The sequence below is a fragment of the Bacillus sp. FSL R5-0712 genome, assembly GCF_038593285.1.
Lineage (GTDB): Bacteria > Bacillota > Bacilli > Bacillales > Bacillaceae > Bacillus > Bacillus safensis.
Map to the genome: position 1 here is coordinate 199389 of NZ_CP151981.1, position 22646 is coordinate 222034.

The 22646-nt window shown below is 42.4% G+C and carries 23 protein-coding genes, 1 pseudogene and 1 riboswitch; of the genes and pseudogenes, 13 read left to right on the top strand and 11 right to left on the bottom strand.

Going from position 1 to position 22646, the window contains the following annotated elements:
• Position 1: 1 nt before the first annotated feature.
• The 3 genes from NSU11_RS01145 to NSU11_RS01155 all read left to right on the top strand — a co-directional run bounded on the left by NSU11_RS01145 (position 2) and on the right by NSU11_RS01155 (position 3141).
• Entirely contained in the window at positions 2 to 877 is an 876-nt protein-coding gene (locus NSU11_RS01145) for an ABC transporter ATP-binding protein (RefSeq protein WP_306654691.1), read from the top strand.
• Positions 861 to 1466 (top strand): ABC-2 transporter permease, encoded by a 606-nt coding sequence (locus NSU11_RS01150; RefSeq protein ID WP_149126059.1) that lies wholly within the window; start codon positions 861 to 863, stop codon positions 1464 to 1466. The genes NSU11_RS01145 and NSU11_RS01150 overlap by 17 nt, the downstream gene beginning before the upstream one ends.
• A 286-nt stretch (positions 1467 to 1752) precedes the next feature.
• Positions 1753 to 3141: an amino acid permease gene (locus NSU11_RS01155; RefSeq protein ID WP_034621697.1), complete on the top strand. Its 1389-nt coding sequence runs from the start codon at positions 1753 to 1755 to the stop codon at positions 3139 to 3141.
• A 39-nt stretch (positions 3142 to 3180) separates the two neighbouring features.
• Here the strand turns inward: NSU11_RS01155 and NSU11_RS01160 are convergent, their stop codons facing one another.
• The 6 genes from NSU11_RS01160 to NSU11_RS01185 all read right to left on the bottom strand — a co-directional run bounded on the left by NSU11_RS01160 (position 3181) and on the right by NSU11_RS01185 (position 9768).
• Complete coding sequence (locus NSU11_RS01160; RefSeq protein ID WP_311164990.1) at positions 3181 to 4062, bottom strand: glycerophosphodiester phosphodiesterase; 882 nt, start codon at positions 4060 to 4062, stop codon at positions 3181 to 3183.
• Positions 4063 to 4154: 92 nt separating this feature from the next.
• Entirely contained in the window at positions 4155 to 5489 is a 1335-nt protein-coding gene (gene glpT, locus NSU11_RS01165) for a glycerol-3-phosphate transporter (protein ID WP_024424430.1), read from the bottom strand.
• A gap of 224 nt (positions 5490 to 5713) precedes the next feature.
• Positions 5714 to 6484, bottom strand: coding sequence for a SurA N-terminal domain-containing protein (locus NSU11_RS01170; protein ID WP_197172507.1), 771 nt, complete (start codon positions 6482 to 6484; stop codon positions 5714 to 5716).
• Between the two features lie 152 nt (positions 6485 to 6636).
• Entirely contained in the window at positions 6637 to 8520 is a 1884-nt protein-coding gene (locus NSU11_RS01175) for a thioredoxin domain-containing protein (protein ID WP_197172504.1), read from the bottom strand.
• Between the two features lie 29 nt (positions 8521 to 8549).
• Positions 8550 to 8711, bottom strand: coding sequence for a DUF255 domain-containing protein (locus tag NSU11_RS01180; RefSeq protein WP_082580814.1), 162 nt, complete (start codon positions 8709 to 8711; stop codon positions 8550 to 8552).
• Positions 8712 to 8856: 145 nt separating this feature from the next.
• Positions 8857 to 9768, bottom strand: a complete 912-nt coding sequence (locus tag NSU11_RS01185; protein ID WP_197172501.1) for an EamA family transporter — start codon at positions 9766 to 9768, stop codon at positions 8857 to 8859.
• 135 nt (positions 9769 to 9903) lie between these two features.
• Between NSU11_RS01185 and NSU11_RS01190 the strand changes: the two genes are divergently transcribed.
• A complete protein-coding gene (locus tag NSU11_RS01190) occupies positions 9904 to 11352 on the top strand; it encodes a PLP-dependent aminotransferase family protein (protein WP_197172497.1) in 1449 nt (482 codons plus the stop codon).
• A 24-nt stretch (positions 11353 to 11376) separates the two neighbouring features.
• On the opposite strand, the pseudogene NSU11_RS01195 reads toward NSU11_RS01190, so the two are convergent.
• Positions 11377 to 11544: pseudogene (locus tag NSU11_RS01195) on the bottom strand (DUF255 domain-containing protein); the annotation flags it as partial.
• Between the two features lie 139 nt (positions 11545 to 11683).
• The gene (gene fabF, locus NSU11_RS01200; protein ID WP_125587492.1) at positions 11684 to 12916 is read right to left on the bottom strand and encodes a beta-ketoacyl-ACP synthase II; all 1233 of its coding nucleotides are present in this window, start codon (positions 12914 to 12916) and stop codon (positions 11684 to 11686) included.
• A 103-nt stretch (positions 12917 to 13019) separates the two neighbouring features.
• On the opposite strand from fabF, the gene NSU11_RS01205 reads away from it, so the two are divergent.
• From NSU11_RS01205 to NSU11_RS01240, 8 genes are all read left to right on the top strand, one after another.
• Complete coding sequence (locus tag NSU11_RS01205; protein WP_254806270.1) at positions 13020 to 13856, top strand: helix-turn-helix transcriptional regulator; 837 nt, start codon at positions 13020 to 13022, stop codon at positions 13854 to 13856.
• Between the two features lie 167 nt (positions 13857 to 14023).
• Positions 14024 to 14284, top strand: a complete 261-nt coding sequence (locus tag NSU11_RS01210) for a metal-sensitive transcriptional regulator (protein ID WP_003217059.1) — start codon at positions 14024 to 14026, stop codon at positions 14282 to 14284.
• A gap of 123 nt (positions 14285 to 14407) precedes the next feature.
• Positions 14408 to 14890: a DsrE/DsrF/DrsH-like family protein gene (locus tag NSU11_RS01215; protein ID WP_311164992.1), complete on the top strand. Its 483-nt coding sequence runs from the start codon at positions 14408 to 14410 to the stop codon at positions 14888 to 14890.
• Positions 14891 to 14902: 12 nt separating this feature from the next.
• On the top strand, positions 14903 to 15256 hold the full coding sequence (locus NSU11_RS01220) for a rhodanese-like domain-containing protein (protein WP_311164993.1): 354 nt from the start codon (positions 14903 to 14905) through the stop codon (positions 15254 to 15256).
• A gap of 47 nt (positions 15257 to 15303) precedes the next feature.
• Entirely contained in the window at positions 15304 to 15858 is a 555-nt protein-coding gene (locus NSU11_RS01225) for a sulfurtransferase TusA family protein (protein WP_024424423.1), read from the top strand.
• A 14-nt stretch (positions 15859 to 15872) separates the two neighbouring features.
• A complete protein-coding gene (locus tag NSU11_RS01230) occupies positions 15873 to 17000 on the top strand; it encodes an MBL fold metallo-hydrolase (protein ID WP_311164994.1) in 1128 nt (375 codons plus the stop codon).
• A 33-nt stretch (positions 17001 to 17033) separates the two neighbouring features.
• A complete protein-coding gene (locus NSU11_RS01235) occupies positions 17034 to 17264 on the top strand; it encodes a sulfurtransferase TusA family protein (RefSeq protein ID WP_041106141.1) in 231 nt (76 codons plus the stop codon).
• A gap of 58 nt (positions 17265 to 17322) precedes the next feature.
• On the top strand, positions 17323 to 18099 hold the full coding sequence (locus NSU11_RS01240) for a sulfite exporter TauE/SafE family protein (protein WP_133744691.1): 777 nt from the start codon (positions 17323 to 17325) through the stop codon (positions 18097 to 18099).
• 35 nt (positions 18100 to 18134) lie between these two features.
• Here the strand turns inward: NSU11_RS01240 and NSU11_RS01245 are convergent, their stop codons facing one another.
• The gene (locus NSU11_RS01245) at positions 18135 to 18311 is read right to left on the bottom strand and encodes a hypothetical protein (protein WP_162860209.1); all 177 of its coding nucleotides are present in this window, start codon (positions 18309 to 18311) and stop codon (positions 18135 to 18137) included.
• Positions 18312 to 18455: 144 nt separating this feature from the next.
• Complete coding sequence (gene proS / locus NSU11_RS01250) at positions 18456 to 19889, bottom strand: proline--tRNA ligase (RefSeq protein WP_135033019.1); 1434 nt, start codon at positions 19887 to 19889, stop codon at positions 18456 to 18458.
• Positions 19890 to 20276: 387 nt separating this feature from the next.
• A riboswitch (purine riboswitch) is annotated at positions 20277 to 20376 on the top strand.
• Positions 20377 to 20453: 77 nt separating this feature from the next.
• Between proS and NSU11_RS01255 the strand changes: the two genes are divergently transcribed.
• Positions 20454 to 21641, top strand: a complete 1188-nt coding sequence (locus NSU11_RS01255; protein ID WP_197202809.1) for an MFS transporter — start codon at positions 20454 to 20456, stop codon at positions 21639 to 21641.
• Positions 21642 to 21737: 96 nt separating this feature from the next.
• On the opposite strand, the gene NSU11_RS01260 is transcribed toward NSU11_RS01255, so the two are convergent.
• Positions 21738 to 22505, bottom strand: a complete 768-nt coding sequence (locus tag NSU11_RS01260; RefSeq protein ID WP_197202808.1) for a GNAT family N-acetyltransferase — start codon at positions 22503 to 22505, stop codon at positions 21738 to 21740.
• Positions 22506 to 22646: the final 141 nt, after the last annotated feature.

Consider the following 22646-nt stretch of genomic DNA (forward strand, 5'->3'; position numbering starts at 1 on the left):
AGTGGAGCATGTGATTGAATTCAAAGGAGTATCGAAACGATTCAAGGATTTCTCCGTTCAGGAGCTTGATTTACAGGTTAAGAAAGGCTTTGTCACAGGGTTTATTGGAGAGAATGGAGCGGGTAAGTCGACCACCATTAAAATGATCATGAATTTGTTAAAGCCCGATTCAGGTGACATCAAGGTTTTTGGATTGGATTATCATACTCATGAAAAAGAAATTAAAGAACGAATCGGATTTGTTTACGATGCCAATGTTTTTTTCCCAGGGTTGAATTTAAAGGACATCAAACGGATTGTGGCTCCTGCCTATAAACGCTGGGATGACCAGCTTTTTAATCAATATATTGAACAGTTTGGTCTGCCGCTGAATAAAGCGATCAAAACATTTTCAAAAGGGATGCAAATGAAGGCTTCACTAGCGATTGCGCTGTCTCATCATGCAGAGCTGATTATCATGGATGAACCAACTGCTGGTTTAGATCCGGTTTTTAGAAGAGAGCTGCTCAGCACGTTACAAGAATTGATGATTGATGGAAATCGGACGATCTTTTTCTCGACGCATGTGACGACTGATTTAGACCGGATCGCGGATTATATTGCGTTTATACAAAATGGAAGATTGGTCTTTCAACAGTCGATTCATGAAGTGGCAGAAAGTTATGCGCTTGTGAGAGGGAGCCTAGAGTTGTTGGATCGAGACACAGAAAAGGCGTTTATCCATATTCAGCGTACATCAGCAGGTTTTGAAGCATTATCAGATCGGATTGATGAGGTGAAACTTATTTTTGGGGATGCTGTTGTGATTGAACCGGCGTCGCTTGAGGATATCATGTTTTATTTGAAAGGCGGGGCTGCGCATGTTTCATTTAATTAAGCGTGATGTGATTTTGCAAAAGAAGCAGTTACTTATTTTTATTCCGTTTATCTTATTTTTTATTTTCATGGATGTCCATCCAGTATTGACGTTTATAGTCGCTAGTGTCTTCATTCCATTTAACACATATGCGTATGATGAAAAGGCAGAAACGAATATCCTATTAAATTCTTTGCCTTATACCCGGAATGAAATTATTGCCTCCCGTTATCTTGGTGCCGTTTTTTATATGGTCATTGCGATCGGGCTGACAAGTGCTGCATTACTTGTGTTTGGGAAGCTGTTTTCGCTGTCAGATATTGCGATTGGCAGCGGGTTGTTTTTATTGTTCGCGGCGTGTACGTTTCCATTGTTTTATATCTTAAAGCCTGGTTATATCACAACGGCAGTGATCATTGGCTTTATCGTATTATCTGCTATGGGACCGCCTGTTGTCCTCTATTTAGCAGAGCAATTTAGTGGGCTCACTAATTTTATCATGAATGTATCGATCCCTGTTTTATATACGGGGTCAGCTGTGCTGATTATGCTCTTCTACTTGTTGTCTTGGGGACTTTCTACTGTGATTTACCAGAGGAAAGTGTTTTAGGAAAGCAATTACCGAAGTTCCTATAAATTTACAGTTTGAGCTTAGAAGACCGTGTGAGCGGTCTTTTTTTGAAGATTTTTCTGGTTATTGATTATATCAATATAAAATAATTTGAACTTACTTTTATGTCAGAATATTTTGTTAATAGTGTTTTCCTCAAAAAAACAATTGTTTTTTAAGGGTAGATTTATTATGATAATATACATCGAAAGATTGATGTTTCTCAATCAGAATGAAAATTCTGATTTTTATTTTTTATGTTGTTTGTTGATGAGGGGGAAGAAAAGTGGCTCAAAAGGAATTAAAGAGAGGGTTAAGTGCCCGCCATATTCAAATGATCGCTCTTGGCGGCACAATCGGTGTTGGCTTATTTATGGGGTCAGCGAAGGCCATTCAGTGGACAGGTCCATCCGTTCTTCTAGCGTACGCAGTGTGTGGTATTTTTATCTTTTTTATTATGCGTGCGATGGGAGAAATGTTATATCTTGAGCCGAGTACAGGGTCATTTGCTACATTCGGGCATCAATATATTCATCCGCTTGCAGGGTATATGACGGCTTGGAGTAACTGGTTCCAGTGGGTCATTGTCGGAATGTCTGAAATCATTGCGGTTGGGGCTTATATGAAATATTGGTTCCCAGAGCTGCCTGCGTGGATTCCAGGATTAATTGCGATGATCATTTTAGGAGCGGCCAATTTGATTTCGGTTAAGTCGTTCGGTGAATTTGAATTTTGGTTTGCGATGATCAAAATTGTGACGATTATCTTGATGATTGTTGCAGGTTTAGGCATTATTTTCTTCGGTTTTGGAAATGGCGGAACGCCTATTGGGCTGTCTAACCTTTGGGCGCATGGCGGGTTCTTTACAGGTGGGTTTAGCGGATTCCTGTTTGCATTGTCTCTAGTTATTGCTGCTTATCAAGGTGTCGAGCTCATTGGGATTACAGCGGGTGAGGCGCAAAATCCGCAAAAGACGCTGACAAATGCCATCAAAAGTATCATCTGGCGTATTTTGATTTTCTATATCGGTGCGATCTTTGTCATTGTGACGGTGTATCCTTGGGATCAGCTGAATACCCTTGGCAGTCCATTTGTAGCGACATTTGCGAAAATCGGGATTACAGCAGCGGCTGGTATTATTAACTTTGTTGTCATTACAGCAGCGATGTCCGGCTGTAATAGTGGTATTTTCAGTGCGGGCCGTATGCTTTATACATTAGGTGTGAATGGTCAGGCGCCTGCTTTCTTTACAAAAATTTCGAAGAACGGTGTACCGTATTTTGGGACATTCGCTGTGCTGATTGGTTTAGCGATAGGAGTGGTCCTGAATTATGTTTCTCCGCCAAACATTTTCGTCTATGTGTATAGTGCGAGTGTCCTTCCTGGGATGGTGCCTTGGTTTGTCATTTTGATTAGTCATATCGGCTTCAGAAAGGCGAAGGGGGCAGCGCTTGATCAGCACCCGTTCAAGATGCCGCTAGCACCGTTTTCTAACTATCTTACAATCGGATTTTTATTGATGGTTCTTGTGTTTATGCTCATTAATCAGGATACGCGTATTTCTCTTATTGTAGCAATTGGGTTCTTGATTTTAGTAGCACTTAGCTTTTTTGTATTTGGGATTGGAAAACGGAAGCCGATTGAAACAGCTTCTTCTGATCAAACGGTGAAATAATCAAAGGCCTTGCGGGATGGACCGCAAGGCTTTTTATATTTAGAGTGAAGCTTTTACACGGTTAAAGACATCTGGAAAGTTGGTGAAAAGACCGGTGACGCCGTATTGCAGAAGACGTGTCATGTCTGCTTCGCTGTTTACCGTATATGGATGAAGGAGGAGTCCGTGGCTTCTGACCTGCTGGACGTTTTCAGGTGTTAATGCTCTAAAATTCGGTCCGACCCCTACAGCGTACGTTTTGATGAAGTTGAGCTGATCGTCTGTGATGGATGTCATTTGGTTTCTGTCTAATAGCTGTACTTTTGGCAGGCGTGGGGCTAATTTCTGCAGCTTTAGCAGGCTGTCTTCACTAAATGATTGTATGATAACCTGCCCTTTTCTTGTGTGTTTCCCAAGAAGGTGATGTTTCTTTAAGGCGGCCAATAGTTTTTCTTCCATTTGCGGATAAAGGTCTGGTTTTTTTGTTTCAATATAATAATTCTCTCGTTTGCCGAAATAGCGCAGCACCTCATCTAATGTAAGGACTCTCTGTCCGATATAGTTGGCATTTTGTCTGTCGGGATTTGCTTCGTTAAACCATGTACCAGCATCAAGCTGTTTGATTTCAGCAAGTGTTAGGTCTTTGACCCAGCCTGTTCCGTTTGTGGTTCGGTCAACGGTTTCATCATGCATCACGATGAGATGTCCATCCTTTGTCATTTGAAGGTCGAGTTCGAGGTAATCTGCATTCATCTTTGTGGCGAGCTTGTAGGAAGCCAGGGTATGCTCTGGTGCATACCCTGATGCTCCGCGGTGTGCAACGGTTAAGATGCGATCTGGAGATAAAAGGTTTTCATGTGCCGATACGGTGGCCGGCACCCACACAAAAGACAGTAAAGCAAAAGAGAGCAACACGAAAGCGAGTAATCTACTTTTCTTCATATTTTATCCTCCTCTTACGGTAACTGCCTCCATCATAAGAAATAGATGTAAAGAGCATGTTGGGCGGATATGAATCTTTTATGTGATTTTCATTAAGCTTGCTCTACGCGTTTTCCTGTATTCCATGTCATCGCGAGGAAAACAATCGCAAGCACACAAGAACCAACCAGTAAAATGAAGCCTCCTGTCCAGTCATAGTGATCGACGACGACACCCATCATGGCATTGGCAAAGGCAGAGCCGCCAATGTAGCCGAAGAAGCCTGTCAGTCCGGCAGCAGTGCCAGCCGCTTTTTTTGGAGCGAGATCAATGGCTTGAAGTCCAATGAGCATGACCGGTCCGTAAATCAAAAAGCCGATGCTGATGAGGGCAATGTTATCGACCATTGGATTGCCTGCAGGGTTTAGCCAGTAAACAAGAACGGCAATTAACACCCCGGCCATAAAGATGACGCCTGCTGGTGCGCGGCGGCTTCTAAAGAAGCGGTCACTGATCCATCCGCACAATAATGTACCAGGAATGCCTGCATATTCATAAAGAAAATAAGACCAGCGTGAATGCTCTGGTGAAAAGCCCTTTGCTTCTGTTAAGTAGGTCGGCGCCCAGTCAACGACACCGTAACGGACAAAGTACACAAACACGTTGGCAATGGCGATATACCATAGGAATTTATTGTTGAGTACATATTTAAATAAAATCTCTTTCACTGTTAATTCTTTTTCTTGATCCTCATAGTTTTGTGCCGGATAGTCATTTCGATATTCCTCGATTGGCGGAAGACCAGTGGATTGCGGGGTATCCCGTACGAGAAGAATGATCACGAAGGAGACGATAATGGCAATGATGGCAGGGAAGAAAAAGATACTTTTCCACGTCGCAAACAGTACAATTCCTAATGTGATAAGCGGTGCAAGAATCCCCCCGCCGATATTGTGAGCGACGTTCCAAATGGACATTTTCGTACCACGTTCACTAACTGAAAACCAGTGCGCCATCGTACGTCCGCATGGCGGCCAACCCATGCCTTGAAACCAGCCGTTTAAGAACATGAATAAAAACATGATCCATACACTGGATGTGACCCATGGAAATGAGACAAATAGGATATTGATAAGAGCTGATAAAAAGAGTCCGGCAGCTAAAAAGTATCTAGGGTTACAGCGGTCTGAGATCATCCCCATGATGAATTTACTAAAGCCATAAGCGATAGATACAGCTGCGAGCACAAAGCCTAATTCACTTTTCGTGAACCCCTCTTCCTGTAGATATGGAATGGCAAAAGCGAAATTTTTGCGCAGCAAATAGTAGCCCGCATACCCGATAAAGATGCCTAGAAAGACTTGCAGCCGCAGCCGCTTATACGTCTCGTCTGTTTTGGCATCATCAAGCCTGTCGATATGCGGAGCAGGTTTAAACCATTTGAACATAAAGATCCTCCTTTTGTAGATGTCCGATTGACTGAAGCAAAAGTACGAGAATGGCTTTTGATCCTGTACCTTTTCAGAGACAAAAGAATTGTTAGCGCTTTCTTTTGTACTCCCATCATATCGGATGGAAGAGACGTTTATGATGAGGCTTTTGTCATAAATTTGGAAAAATGGGTCGTGAAGCAACAAAAAAATCCGCACAATGGCGGATTTTTTCTTATCGGTTATAGAGACACATTAATTTTCGCAGATTTCTTTAGCTTTTCAATTTCTTTTTGTACTTCTTTTTGCTTTTCTTGAGATTCTAGCTGTTTTTTAATTTGTGATTTAACCTCTTTGTATTCTGGTGCTTTTTGCTTTTGTTTTTTCATTTGGTCTGCGTATTGATCATAGTACGCTTTGACGTCTTTCTCAGAGACGGAGGCTGATTTGATTTCTTTGTCGACATATTGGCTGTATTTGATGCTGTCGGCAATGTCACTTTTCAGCTGATCCAATGTGAGTCCGCTCTTTTTCAGTGCTTCTTCGAATTGAGCGTTGTCTTTAAACTGTTTCTTTTCTTCCTTTAGCTGCTTATCTACCTCTTTGTCAGTGGCTTTGAAGCCCTTCTTCTCAGCATCTTGCAGGATGAGCTCTTGGCCTACGAGCGCATCAATGGTTTGTTTCTTGACTGCTTTTTCGCCTTCTTTAGAAGTTGGGTCTTGTCCGGACTGCTGAAGCTGGCCTTGGATGGTAGATAAGGCGCTATTGTATTCACTGCCTGTGATTTTGTCTTTGTTGACGGTCGCGACGACCTTTTGATCATCGATTTTTTGTGCGTCTAATTTCTTTTGCATTTCTTCCATTTGCTTTTGCTGCTCTTTTTGATCAGCCTGTGTTGTTTCCTTGTTTTTGGCTGAATCGTTTTGCTTATCTTGTTTGGCATCGTTTGATGAGCAGGCTGCAAGCCCAACAGATAACAAACAAGCGATGAGTGTATATGATACCTTTTTCATCATTTTCTCTCCCTTCGGTATGAGAACGTCTAGTGCGCATTCTAACCGTTTTTTAGGAAAAATAAAACCGTACAGACAATTTGTTAGCGGATTGACATGTTTTTTATCTGTTTGTCCTCATTTTGTCTTCTCATAGTCATCTCATGACAAACTCAATTGTGGAATAATTGTTCCATCGCTTCGTCGATATCGGTGATTGGCTGGCGGCAGCTGTAGTTTTCACAAATATACACGGTGGTTTTGCCATCGATTGTTTTGTAATCTTTTGTAAAGGGCGCGAGCTTCGCTAATTCTTCCCCTGTTTCGGCAGTCAATATGATATCAAATGGCACGAAGCGTTTTTGAAGCGCCTGTAAAAGCTGTTCTTTTTGAGGGTCGCCGTTTTTTCCAAGAATGATGATTTCTCTTTTCGTTGCATATTGACTTAGGAGCCCTTGCAGAAACGCTGTGTGTCCGCTTGGGTAGGAAGAGACATCAACATAAAAGGCTTGGAACATCTGCTGTAATGTGTCTAGCCAATTCTGGCGTCCGGTCAGTCTGCTTAGCATGAGAAGGTGCTTGAGTGCAGTGCTGTTGCCAGAAGGCATGGCACCGTCGTACACTTCTTTTTCTCGAACGATGAGCGCTTCCGCGTCTGATCCTGAGAAGAAAAAGCCCCCTTTTTCCTTGTCCCAAAACAGCTCAAACATGTCCTCGGCAATGGCTGTGGCTTTTTCCAGCCAATCTAATTCAAAGGTCGCTTCGTATAAAGACATATAGGCTTTTAACATATGTGCATAATCCTCGATAAAGCCGAGATGCTTCACGTCACCTTCTCTGTAGCGGACCATGAGCCGCTCATGTTGAACAAGATGTGTTTCTAGAAAAGACATCGCTTGCTTCGCCATATGGATCGCGTCCTCTTCATCAAAGACCCTTCCTGCTTTGGCGAGAGCTGCGATCATCAGCGCATTCCAAGATGTAAGCACCTTGTCATCGACAAGCGGCGCGGGTCGCTGCTGTCTGACTGATTGTAAAATATGCCGGGCTTCTTGCAGCTTAGACTGAAGGGTTTTATCGTCGATCGAAAAAGAGGCTTTGATGTCCTCAAAAGAGGTAGAAATGGTGTGAGGGATGTTCTCCCCTTCAAAGTTCCCCTCTTCTGTGATGTGATAGACGTCGCAAAATAAAGCGCCAAGTTCCTCCCCTAAATGGGTGATGATCTCATCTTTTGACCAGACGTAATATTGCCCTTCTTTCCCTTCAGAATCTGCATCTATCGCTGAATAAAATGAGCCGCCCGGATGCATCATATCTTGTTTGATAAATTGGATCAGGTGTTGGACAAGCTTTTTATACTCAGGTTTTGAGGTGAGCTGATACGCTTCTGTGTAAGCTTCCATCAGCAGCGCGTTATCATACAGCATTTTTTCAAAATGCGGCACAAGCCATTTTTCATCCGTCGAATAACGAGAAAAACCTGAACCAACATGGTCGTATATACCGCCATTTGCCATTCCATCTAACGTTTTCGTGACTGCATACAGCGCATTCTCCTGTCCAGTCCATTCGTAATAGCGCATTAGAAATGAGAGCATATGAGGTGCAGGAAATTTTGGTGCAGAGCCGAATCCGCCATACAGCGTATCAAAGCTGCTCATGAGCTGGTAATAGGCTTTGTGAACTGCCTCTTGAGACAGCATTTTTTCTGTCTGCCCTGCTGCTTTAATCCGCAAGTTATTTGTCGCTTTCTCAGCCAATGATTCAATATGATCCCGGTCGTTATGGTACGCATCCAGCAGTTGTGTCAGTGCCTCGATGAAGCCAGGACGCCCGTATGCACTTCTCTTTGGGAAATATGTCCCCGCATAAAAAGGCTTTTGATCCGGCGTGACAAACACGTTGAGCGGCCAGCCGCCTTGCCCCGTCATCATCTGACAAACAGACATATACATAGAGTCGATGTCTGGACGCTCTTCACGATCGACTTTAATCGAAATAAAATGCTCATTTAAGATGTCAGCGACTTGTTGATCTTCAAAGCTTTCGTGTGCCATGACGTGGCACCAGTGACATGTTCCTTTGGTTATCCATACCCAATAGATACGAGAACAGGCTTGTTTTCGCGTTTCGCTTTTTGAAAAGCTTCTTCTCCCCAAGGGAACCAGTCCACAGGGTTATGAGCATGTTGAAGTAAATAAGGAGACTTCTCAGCGATTAATCTATTGGGTTTACTTTTGTTTGGCATGGGATCACCTGCTTTCTATTAATTTGTACGTTTAACATACCATAATTCCCTAAAAAAATTCATACACTCCATTTTGTGAACCAAACCCAAGTTATTAAAAAGGAGAACTGCTTATGACTCTATTTTCAGGGTTAACTTCATCACCTTATTGCTTTTTAGATAAGAAATAAGGAATTAAAATCTTTATCTTTTTATTTACTGTTAGATAGGAGAAACACACCCCGATGACTGTAACCATCCCGCCTGTCAGTGCAATAAACGTAGGTACTTCACCTAACCATACCCAAGAAATGGCCAAGGCTACGGCTGGTGTTAAATAAAGTGAAATTGTTGCTTCTGAAGCACCGACAAGTGAAGTTACATACGCAAGTGCAAAGTAAGGCACAACCGTTGGTAATAAACCTAAATAAACGATAGACAAAGTTGAGTTCATTGAAGCGTTCAAAAACTCTTCCCCTAAGCCAGGCAGAAATACAAGCATAGGTATTGTCCCGCCCCAAATAGTGAATGTAACGAATGGAATAAATCCATATTTTTTTATATAGCGAGCTTGAAAAACGAAATAAATACTCTCTGAAAATGCTGCCAGCAGGATTAACAAAATGCCGTTCACTGAATTTGTATAGTTTCCCGCCCCAAATGAAATGATCGACACACCCAATAAACTTATAATAGAGCCGATCCATTTATAAGAACCAAAATGTTCACCAAAAAACAGACGAGATAACATTGCAGAAAAAATAGGTGTCATGGTCACGAGTAAGCTTGCTACCCCTGCGCTGACTGTTTTTTCTCCGATATTCAGCAAAATGTGATATAGTGTAAAACCTAAAAATCCTAAAGATAAAATAGCAGGGATATCCTTCATGTCGGGTAAATGCATATGAGTCAAAACAGCAAAAACCAACAATGCCATTGACCCAATCAACAAGCGAAACAAAGCGAGGTGTTCCGGCGTATAACTCTCCAAACCCGCGCGAATTCCCGGGAAAGCTGATGCCCACAACCCAATCATCAGACTGTAAGATATGCCGATTCGAACTGTTTTCTTTCGCATCTTTCTCACTCCTCTTTACAAAAACCAACCAGTTATTTAATGTGTTTCTATATTAATAAAGATTTGATGATATGACTTCAACCAGTTAAATAGATTTTGACCCAACCACTTTAGTTTTTAAGGAGGATACTTTTTATGAGCGCTTCAGAAGAAAGAAGGATGAGAAAGCTTCCTAAGTACATACAAATCATTCAATTTATAAAAGATAAAATAGGAAATGGAGAATGGCCGATTGGAAGTAAGATTCCAAGCCAGCGCACGCTTGCCAAACACTTTGAGGTGAATAGGAGCACAGTAATTACAGCTTTAGAGGAATTGATGGCGGACGGATTAATCGAAGGCAGAATGGGAAAAGGGACGGTTGTTACGAACAATACATGGACACTTTTGGCTAAGAATTCCGCCCCCGATTGGGATCAGTATGTAACCTCTGGAATCCAGCGGCCAAGCCAAAAAATCGTTCAAGAGATCAATAAATCAGAATCAAATTCTGATCTTATACAGCTCAGTAAAGGAGAACTTTCAAAGGAGATTTTTCCTTTAACTGCTATGAAAGAGATGATGGGAAAGGTATCTCAAAACATAGAGGCATTCGGATATGAGGAACCAAAAGGATATTTACCTTTGAGAGAGGCATTAAGTGGCTATTTAAGAACAATCGGAATTCAAGGCTCATCCTCTTCCATTCTTATTGTTTCGGGTGCGCTGCAAGCCTTACAGCTAATATCAATGGGGCTTTTACAAAGGGGATCGACCGTTTATCTTGACCAGCCGTCCTATCTTTATTCATTACACGTATTTCAATCAGCCGGTATGAAGCTGACTGGAGTTCCTATGGATAATGATGGACTTTTGCCGGAACATATCCACGTGGCAAGGGGGGAGCAGGGGAGGGCTATATTATATACAAATCCCTGTTTTCATAATCCAACCGGTATCTCAATGTCAGAACGGCGACGGGAAGAAATACTTGCGGCAAGTGAGAATGCACAGCTTCCCATTATTGAAGATGACATATATCGTGAGTTATGGATCGATGCGATTCCTCCAAATCCTATTAAAACAAGAGATAAAAATGGGCATGTTCTTTACATAGGAAGTTTATCTAAGACATTAAGCCCCGGCTTAAGAATTGGATGGATCGTCGGTCCAGAATCAGTGATTGAACGTTTATCCGACATAAAAATGCAAACAGATTACGGCTCCAGTTCGTTATCCCAAAGAGTAGCGGCAGAGTGGTTTACATCCGGTGAATACCAACAACATCTAGAACAGGTGAGAAGTCAATTAAAGGTGAGAAGGCAATTGGTCATGAGTCTTTTAGAAACCAATTTGAAGAATGTTGCTACATGGAATATTCCGAAGGGAGGATTCTTTGTCTGGGTAAAAATATTGCCTTCACTATCTATGAAATCACTTTATACAAAAGCTTTGACAAAAGGGATACTTCTCAATCTCGGCAGTATCTATGCTCAAGAAAAGGGGAACTATATTCGCTTATCATATGCTTATGCATCTCTTGAAGACCTACAAAAGGGAATTTATGAATTGGGTTTAATGATTAAGGAATTGGCAAGCAGATAAATATATAATGAATACTAAAAGACAGTGACAAGTGGCGTAGCCAATGCTGACAAGCACTGGTTTATTTTCACGTTTGGCTTTATCGAAGGCTTCTTGCCCCCACGGGTACCAGTGAACTGGGTTGTGGGCATGCTGAAGGAGATATGGTGATCTTTCATTGATGAGTGGGTTGGATGTTTCGTTGTTTGACATGGGTCACCTGCTTTCTAAATGTTTTTAGTATTCTCTTTTCTCCATTTAATATATCAGATTGCTGAGGCTCGTCATCATTTGTCTGTGAGGTGTTCCCAAAATGAAAAAAATCAAGGGCTATAAACCCTTGATAGCTACATCAATCGTAATGCTTTAACAAGATGGCTGAATTATGTCCTCCAAAACCAAAAGAATTGGATAGCCCATATTTCAATGGAAGCTGTCTCGCTTCTAATACAACATCTAAGTTGCAGTCTGGATCTTGATTCTCTACATTAATAGTTGGCGGAATCATTCCTCGTCTCAAACTTTCCACTAAAGCAATGGCTTCGACTCCGCCGGCAGCACCAAACATATGCCCTGTCATTGATTTGTTTGCCGTTGTTGGAATTTCACCTGAACGTTCACCAAATAATTTCTTAATAGCTAGAACTTCTGAACGATCACCTACTTGTGTACTTGTTGCATGTGCACTAATAACATCAATATCATCTGTTGATATATTTGCACTTCTCAACGCCTTTTTCATGGCTAAGTAGGCACCTTTACCTTCTGGGTGGGATGCTACCATATGATGAGCGTCTGAACTAGCTCCGTACCCAACTACTTCACATAATATCGGCGCATCTCTAAGAATCGCGTTTTCTAATGATTCTAATACTAAGATACCTGCGCCTTCACTCATCACAAAGCCATCTCTATCTGTATCGAATGGACGGCTGGCCCGGCTTGGGTCTTGGTTTCTAGTAGATAGTGCGTGTGCGTTTCCAAAACTGGCCAAAGATATCTGTGAAACAGCAGCTTCTGCTCCTCCGGCAAATATAATATCTGCATCATCATTTCGGATCGCATTGAAAGCTTCACCAATAGCGGTGTTCCCAATAGAACAAGCTGTGACTGGTGACAATGATGGCCCTTGTGCCCCTAATCTAATGCTGATTTGGGCCGCAGCTGCATTTGAAATCATCATGGGGACAAGGCTGGGGCTTACTCTTGAGGGACCTCGTTTATCTAATACATTGACATGATCAACAAGCGATTGGATTCCCCCGATTCCTGAACCAACATATACGCCTAAACGTTCAAGATCAACTTGATCTAACTGTAATTGCGAATTTTCTAATGCTTGTTCGGCTGCTGCTAAGGCAAACTGACTAAAACGGTCTAATCGTTTTGCTTCTTTTCTTCCCAATATTTCATCTGCATCGAAATCACGAACGATTCCAGCTATTTTTGTTTTATAATCAGTTGTATCAAAAGAATCAATGAGAGATATTCCCGATTGTCCTTTGATTAGTTGATTCCAAAAGCTATTTACATCATTTCCAAGTGGAGAAATAATTCCCATTCCAGTAATGACAACTCTTTTCATGATCATTCCCTCCTTGTTTTTATTAACTTTAGCCATTGTGTTATCCTATTACAAGTTGTTGTTTATCCTAGTATAATTAATAATATTTTAAAGGGAGATCTTCATGAAACCTGAAACAAGACTTCAAGCATTATCAGAATTTCTAAAAAACCAACGTTCGAAAATTACGCCTCAAATGGTTGGTCTACCTGTAGGCACCCGCAGAAGAACACCAGGACTAAGAAGAGAAGAAGTGGCTCAACTAGCCGGTGTGAGTCTTACTTGGTATACATGGTTAGAGCAAGGAAGAGATATAAAGGTATCGACTTCGGTATTAGATGCGATTTCTCGTGCATTACAATTAAATAACGATGAAAGGAGATATTTGTACGCTTTAGCGTTAGAGGAAGGAGTGAAACAATCCTTTATCATTGAGAATGAGAAGGAAATCAGTCCGGCTTTAGTGAAAATTTTGCAGGAACTTCGTTATTGCCCGACGATTGTATCTGATAGAAGAAGTCAGATTGTTGGGTGGAATCAAGCAGCAGCTAACGTATTTTTGGACTTTGAACAAATCGTCCCGGCAGAAAGGAATATCATACGCTTGCTATTCGCAAGAAAGGAATTTAAAAGTTTAGCGGTGAATTGGGAGCATTTTGTTAGAGGATATATTGCCATATTTAGAACGTATTATGGACAATATGTGGCTGATGACTGGTATGAGCAATTTATTGAAGAAATGGAGCAGGCATATCCCGAGTTTCGTAAAATCTGGAATGAAAATGAGATCAGCTATGCGCCTGAAGTATTAATTGAATTTCGTCATGCTAAGGCAGGTAAAATGTTGTTTAATCTCACTTCATTACAAGTGTATGGGGATACTGATTTAAGATGCAGTGTCTATACTCCAGTGGAGGATACTGAAACGGAGCTTAAGTTAAAACGTTTGATTGAAGGCTAGCTATCTTCAATGATTTCTCGTTGGTTGTTAATCTTCTTGATAAATGGTGGAATGTGCAATTCTTTTCACATACGTTCTCTACAAAAGAGAAGGACAAGTCGTTTGACTAAATACCTCTTAGGGTATACTATCTGTTCATAGAAAGAATAGAAAGGGGGTACTTGTGCATGGAATATAATCAACAGATGAAGAACCGTCTTCGCCGGATTGAGGGGCAGATTAAAGGGGTTCTTGCGATGATGGAGCAGGGAAAGGATTGCCGCGAGGTGGTGACGCAGCTGTCTGCATCACGCAATGCCATTGATCGTGCAATGGGTGTGATTGTGAGTACAAATCTTGAACAATGTGTCCGTGAAAGCCTTGAACAAGGCAAGGATACGGAGGGTCTTGTGAAAGAAGCGGTTGAGCTATTGGTGAAAAGCCGGTAAGAAATTCATCAGCCTTTGAAGGTTGACGGATTTTTTTACTTGTTATAATATACCCTTACCGGTATGTGTATATATTTTTTATTTTCTATATACCCCCATGGGTAATAGTGAAGGAGGAGCAAGATGGCAGAACAGAAAAAACGCACGACGATTGTGCTATTTAGTGGAGATTATGATAAAGCGATGGCGGCTTACATTATTGCAAATGGTGCATCAGCCTATGATCATGAAGTGACGATTTTTCATACCTTTTGGGGGCTGAATGCCTTGCGCAAGGATGAAATGGTGCCAATGAAAAAGGGTTTTTTAGCAAAAATGTTTGGCAAGATGATGCCGCGCGGGGCTGATCGAATGGGCATTTCAAAGATGAATTTTGCTGGAATGGGCCCAAAGATGATTAAGCACGTCATCAAAAAGCACAATGCCATGACCTTGCCGCAGCTTATTGATATGGCAAAGGAACAGGAGATCAACCTCGTAGCATGTACAATGACGATGGATCTTTTAGGGCTGCAGGAGAAAGAATTATTAGATGATATTCAATATGCTGGTGTCGCCGCTTATTTAGCAGAGGCTGAAATCGGACATGTGAATTTATTTATTTAGTGAGGTGATGAAATGATTCAAACGATTTTGTTCATCCTGGTGATTGGCTTACTTGTGAGCCGTTTCCTGCCGGTTCGAGGTGTGAACCAAATGGATGCAGCTGATATGAAGAAAAAACTGAAAAACCAAGGTCAACAGCTCATTGACGTACGATCTCCAGTAGAATTTCAAACAAACCATATTAAAGGGTTTCGAAACATTCCTTTACCTCAGCTAAAAGAACGAGCAAATCAGCTTGCGAAAGACAAAGAGGTCTATGTGATATGCCAAAGCGGAATGAGAAGTATGCAGGCAGCGAAAATATTGAAGAAGCAAGGATTTACTCATATTACAAACATCAAGGGTGGTATGAATGCTTGGCATTAAGCACGTATAAAAATATACCCCCACCCCTATATAAAGGAGGACATCACATGCAGCAACCAACAGTCATTTTAGATGCAAAAGGATTGGCATGCCCGATGCCGATTGTGAAAACAAAAAAACAAATGAATGAGCTTTTGCCAGGAGATGTACTTGAAGTGCAAGCTACCGATAAAGGATCAGCAGCGGATTTAGCAGCTTGGTCAAAAAGTGCCGGCCATGAGTTTTTAGGAACAAAAGTAGAAGGTCAGGTGCTCCATCATTTGATTCGTAAGGGCGGAGCGCAAGAGGAAGAGCCTATGATTTCGGAAATATCTTTGAATGCCTTTCAACAGAAGGTAAAAGAAGATCAATCTCTGTTTATTTTGGATGTACGAGAGCTGGATGAATACGAAGCGGGGCATATCCCAGGAGCTGTTCATATCCCGCTTGGAGAGGTGGAAGATCGTGCAGAGGAGTTAACAAGAGAATCAGACATTTATCTCATCTGTCATTCGGGCAGAAGAAGTGAATTAGCTGCGCAAAAGCTAAAAGAGAAAGGATTTCAACAATTAATCAATGTGGTGCCAGGCATGAATAGCTGGACAGGAGCCATTGAAAAATAGGAGCTGAATAAAACATGACAGTAAAAGCCATGACTGCAGAGCAGTTAACAAAAAAGATCGTGGGCGAAGAGCCGCTCTTTTTGCTAGATGTGCGAAATCAAGCAGATGTGCAGGACTGGCAGATTGAAGGGGAAGCAATCGTTGATATGAATGTGCCTTATTTTGATCTGCTTGACGGAGTAGAGGATCTTTTACAGCACATTCCTAGTGACCGTGAAGTGTTGGTGGTTTGTGCCAAGGAAGGTTCTTCTATCCTTGTGGCGGAGATGCTGTCAGAAGCTGGTGTGCCTGTTCATTATTTGCAGGGCGGCATGAAGGCATGGAGTGAGCATCTAGAGCCAGTGAAAATAGGTAATTTAAGCGGCGGCGGAGAGCTGTATCAATTTGTACGAATGGGCAAAGGGTGTCTCTCCTATATGATCATGTCCAATGGAGAAGCCGCAGTTGTGGATGCAGCTCGAATGACGGAGGTCTATATCGATTTTGCGAAAAAGCATGATGTCTCTGTGACGCATGTGATGGATACTCACCTTCATGCGGATCATATTTCTGGTGGGAAAAAGCTGGCTGAACTAACGGGTGCTACCTACTGGCTGCCGCCAAAAGATGCAGAAGAGGTAACCTTTGAATATAAACGTCTTGAAGAAGGACAGCAGATAACGATTGGAACAGCTTCTATTGATATTCAACCCATTTATTCCCCGGGACATACAATCGGCTCAACATCTTTTATCGTAGACAATCAATATCTTCTTTCAGGTGATATTTTGTTTATTGATTCAATTGGAAGACCTGATCTTGCTGGAATGGCGGAGGACTGGGTAGATGATTTGAGAGAGACGCTTTATGAACGGTATATGGCGTTTTCAAAGGAATACATCGTTCTGCCTGCGCACTTCATGACCATCGAAGAAATGAATGAAGACGGCAGTGTTTGGAAGGAGCTCGGCTCACTTTTAAAAGAAAATCATGGGCTCCATATTGAAGATCAACATGTGTTTAGAAAGATGGTGACGGAAGGTCTGCCTGCACAGCCGCATGCCTTCCAAGAGATTCGTCAAGCCAATATGGGGAAGCTGAACCCAGATGTGGAAGAGCAACGTGAAATGGAAATGGGTCCAAACCGTTGTGCGATTCGATAATGTCCAATAAAATAAGAAAAGAGGAACGATCAAATGACATCAGATCAAATTTTAGACGTAACAGGGCTCGCTTGCCCAATGCCGATTATTCGAACGAAGAAAAAAATGAACGACTTGGCGGAAGGTCAAGTTTTAGAAATACATGCAACAGATAAAGGGGCTAAAGCTGACTTGGCCGCATGGGCGAAGTCAAGCGGACATGAATTGATCACGCAGACAGAAGAAGGTCACGTGCTGAAGTTCTGGATGAGAAAAGGGTCCTAAAGGATGTAGGGGTATCTGCTGAAGATCCCCTTTTCCTTTTGCAAAGGAGGAGACCGGCGTGGATTTTGCATTTTTGATTACTCTTTTTATCATCGGATGTATTGGTTCCTTCTTATCAGGAATGGTGGGGATCGGTGGATCTGTGATCAACTATCCCATGCTGCTTTATATCCCGCCTCTTTTCGGTGTGATGGCACTATCAGCACACGAGGTATCAGGGATTGGCGCCATTCAAGTGCTTTTTTCGACACTGGGTGGTGTACTTGCTTATCGGAAAAGCGGATTTTTACATCGCTCGCTGATTTTATATATGGGAAGCAGTATATTAGCGGGCAGCTTATTAGGCAGTTATGTATCACATTTTATGCCGGAGAAAGGGATGAATCTCGTCTATGGATTACTCGCCATTGTGGCGGTTATTCTCATGCTGATTCCGAAAAAAGGACAGCGTCCAGACGCAGAGGGAGAAGTCACTTTTCATAAAGGACTGGCATCAGGTATTGCCTTTGTGATTGGCAGTGTTTCCGGGGTATTAGGTGCAGGCGGAGCATTTATTTTAGTGCCTGTGATGCTGTCTATTTTAAAAATTCCTGTACGGATGACGATTGCGTCGTCACTTGCGATTACGTTTCTTTCTGCGATAGGCGCATCGACTGGAAAGGTATTGACGGGTCAGGTCATGCTTCTTCCTGCTGTTGTGCTGATGGCGGCAAGTTTGATGGCAGCTCCGATTGGTGCGAAGGTCGGTCAGAAAATCAACGCCGTCTACTTGCAATGGGCACTTGCTGTGATGATTACGGCGACAGCGGTCAAAATTTGGCTGGATATTTTATAAAGAAAAGACCAACAAAGCAAGCATGTTGGTCTTTTTTATTGGACGTCATCGTGCTCGATATACGTTTCTAGTGCTGGGTGGTACTCTTTTTGATAATGAAGGTTGGGACATGTTTTCACGACTTTGCCTTGCAGGGCATTGGACTTTGAGACTTCTAATGCTGATTTACATTTAGGACAGCGTTCGGCAAAGAATGAGGGCCAGCGTTTCATGTATCACCACTCCAGTTAAAGTCTTAAAAACCGATTATATTAATATGAATTATAGGGGATCATGCAGGTGAGGTCAATGGGTGTTTGGGTCTTTTTAACAAAAAAAGAAGCATCATGAGGGATGCTTCTTTATCGTTCATATTCTTAATAGGCTTTCGCCCAGAACACCATATCAGATGCAGGCTTTCCGCAGCAGACACATGTGTCAGAAATGGTTTCCTGTTCGAATGGAATACAGCGTGAGGTCGCACCTGTTCTTTCTTTAATGTCGTTTTCACAGGCCTCATCACCGCACCACATGGCTTTAATCAATCGGTTTTCTTCCGCAAGAATTTGCTCGATGTCTTCGATTGTGTGGGCGTGTGATGTCTTTTCATGTAATCGTTCTTTCGCTTTTTCGTACATCGTCCGCTGGATGTCTTCAAGCATTGCTGTGATGGTTTGTTCAAGGGCATCTAACGTGACAGCTTGCTTTTCACCAGTGTCTCGTCTTGCAAGCATCACCTGTCCTTTTTCGATGTCCTTTGGTCCTACATCTACACGTAGCGGAATACCCTGCATTTCACACTCGTTGAATTTCCAGCCTGGCTGTTTATCGCTTGCGTCGATGTCAGCACGTGCGATGCGGGCGAGTCGATCCTTCAATTCGTAGGCATGATCCAGCACCCCTTCTTTATGAGAAGCGATTGGCACGATACGCACTTGGGTTGGCGCAATATTTGGCGGGAGGACGAGCCCTCTGTCATCGCCATGAACCATGATCATCGCGCCAATGATTCTTGTTGTGAAACCCCAAGAGGTTTGCTGGACGTGCTCTAGTTTTCCTTCACGGTTTAAGAATTCGATGCCAAATGCTTTGGCAAATCCGTTCCCGAAGAAATGAGAAGTGGCAGTTTGCAGCGCTTTTCCATCATGCATCAAGCTTTCAACCGTATAGGTGAAGCGAGCGCCGGCGAATTTTTCCTTCTCTGTTTTTCTCCCTTTAATGACAGGAATGGCAAGGAGATCTTCGCAAAGAGAAGCGTAAATGTGAAGCATTCTTTCTGTTTCTTCAATCGCTTCTTGCTCAGTTTCATGGCACGTGTGCCCTTCCTGCCATAGGAATTCAAGGGTTCTGAGGAAGGGACGTGTAGTCTTTTCCCAGCGGACGACATTGGCCCATTGGTTATATAACTTTGGTAAATCGCGGTAGGAATGAATAATGTTTTTATAATGCTCAGCGAACAACACTTCAGAGGTCGGTCTGACGCAGAGCCTTTCTTGTAATTCGGATTCACCGCCGTGTGTCACCCACGCCACTTCAGGAGCAAAGCCTTCAATATGATCTTTTTCCTGCTGAAGCAGGCTCTCTGGGATAAAGAGCGGCATATAGACATTCTCATGACCCGTTTCTTTAATCTGGCGGTCAAGTTCGTCGCGAATATTCTCCCAAATTTTAAAGCCGTACGGCTGAATGATCATACTGCCTCTCACGCTTGAATAATCGACGAGCCGCGCCTTTGTGACAACATCTGTATACCACTGGGCAAAGTCGTCTTCCATGCTTGTAATTTTCTCAACAAATTGTTTCTTTGACATTGCAGGTTCCTCCTTTTTTAAAACAAAAAAGCTGTACTTTAAGTTAGGGACCATTCCTGGTGGTACCACCCTAATTTAAAGCACAGCTTTACACTCAATCATGATAACGGTATGAACCGCTGTATGAAACAGAACTAAATCGGCAGGTTCACTTGAAGATGTCAGTAGGAACTTCTCAGCACCGTTCCCTCTCTGTTAAAGATCGATTCAAGCTACTATTCCAGATCTACGTTGATCCTCGTTCGTTGATTTTTCATCAGTTTACCTGTAAATGGAGGAGAAAGCAAGCTGTTCTGATTCCTTTTACGGCGCCTTTTGTTTAGGTAACGGAATGGCAGTATTTTTCTATTTTTACAGCTTGCGAGTTATGAAAGGCTATGCTAATATATTTGAAGAAAAAAATAGACTTGTATAACCTCAATAATATGGTTTGAGGGTTTCTACCAGGATCCGATAAATCCTGATTACAAAAGCGCGCTTTCCTTTTTTGTAATCAGGGTTTTTTTGTTTGTCTGCACCCTGTATCAAAAGTGAAAGCGATGATATACAGAAGGGATGTTAGACATGAACTGGAGAGTATATTTATTAGCCGTTTCTACTTTTGCAGTTGGATTAGTTGAGCTTGTGGTCGGGGGCATTCTGCCAAGTCTTGCAGAGGATTTGAATGTGTCTCTTGCAACAGCCGGACAGCTCATTACGGTATTTGCGATTGTGTATGCCATTTCAGCACCCGTGCTGCTGACCGCTACAGCCAAAATCGAACGAAAGCGCCTTTATTTAATCGCGTTATTGGTGTTTACATTAGGGAATGTGTTCACTTATTTTAGTTCGACCTTTGCCCTTGTCATGATATCAAGGGTGTTGATTGCGATGAGTACAGCGCTTGTTGTGGTGCTATCTTTGACGATTACCGCCAAATTAGTGGAACCAGCGCATCGTGCGAAGGCTTTAGGGCTGATCTTTATAGGAATTAGCTCCTCACTTGTTCTCGGTGTACCGATCGGTATTTTTATTACAGAGAGCTTTGGCTGGAGAGTGATGTTTTTAGGAATAAGTATTCTTTCTGCCATATCGATGGTTCTGATCTATTTTCTATTGGAAAAAATGCCTGTTGAAAAAGTGACTCCTCTTAGAGAGCAGATTCGTTCTTTAGGGCATCCGAAAATTTTTAGTGCACACTTGATCAGTTTGTTTATGCTTGCAGGCCATTATATGCTTTATTCTTATTTCACTCCATTTCTGATGGAAGTTCTGCATATGACCCCGTTTTGGATTAGTATTTGTTATTTAATCTTCGGACTTGCGTCGATAGGCGGGAATGGATTTGGTGGCTGGCTGAGTGACAAACTGGGTTCAGGGAAAGCCATTTTGCTTGTGACAATCGCGTTTGCGGTTGTCTTGTTTACCATTCCTTATACAGCGGGGGTGTTCGCGCTCTTTATGGTGATGGTTGTCCTTTGGGGTGCGCTCAGCTGGGCACTGACGCCTGCTTTGCAGAGTTATTTGATTCAAACAGATCCTGTCACGTCTGATATTCAGCAGAGCTTAAATACATCGGCATTGCAAATCGGTATTTCGATTGGATCTGCGGTTGGCGGAGTCATGTTTACGATGACCGGTTCATCTGTTGATCTGGCTAAATTCGGTGCTGTGTTTGTACTGATTGCCTTTAGCTGTGCGGTGATTTCGCTGAAGAGACCGCCGCTTTATATGGATCGTCAGCATCATGCTGAAATGAAGACAAAGAGCTAAAATAAAGATTATTTTAGCCCTTTGTCAACAATCTGTAGCTGCCTAACATTAGGCAGCTTTTTTATGTTCATTTCAAATTCACACGAAAAGCCCTTTCTATTCAAAGACGGCCATTTCGCCGATTGGTTGGAAGCCGGCACGTTGATAAATGTTTTTGCCGTCAGCTGAAGCTTGTAGGATGACACACTTTTGTTTATTCTCTGTCTGGGTCAGAAGGTAATGGAACATTTCACTGCCAATTCCTTTGCCGCGGTGTTCTGCCCTTGTCATGACATCATAAATACCGTAGCTGGCGTTTGTCTCGAATAATAAGCCTGTTGTGACCGGCTTGTGGTGTTCATACCCCACGAACATGCGAGCTTTTGAGTGCAATGCTTCAATCGAAAAACGCTGGAAATAGTCTTCTAAGGCGGCGGCCTCAGTCGATCCTTTGAATAGTTCTATAAAGATATGTTTGTAATCAAAGAGTGTCTGCTCATCAAGTACTTCCTTGATTGTAAGTGATGAGGATGTGACTGGATCAATGTCACCTGTATGCCCAAGCATCATGATGGTATTGCGTTCGACCTCTTGAAGCTGATATTCCTTTAATAAATCAGCCCAATCAGGATGGAGTAAACGGTGATCGACCCATGTGCTGAATATGAGTTTCTGTGACCGCATGTGTTCAATGGCTGCTTTCACTTTATTTGGATCTTGGATTTGAGCTGATGTTGGTAAGAGCAAATTGAACGTGTCAGTCGATATATGAGTATTTGATAGAACGAAATCGTCCGATGCAAGGAAGGCTCCGTTCACAGCAGAGGAAAACAGATGTATCTTTTCTTCTAACTGGTGAATGGCCATTTGTTGTTCAGGATTCATTTAGATCACCTTTTCATTATGATAAATTGGATGACATCCCCATGATTATAGCATGTGACAGGATGAGGAGAATCTAGTAAAAAAGTGCATAAGCAATTTTCAGGTCTGATGTCCTATTATTTTACTCACATCGACATTTCT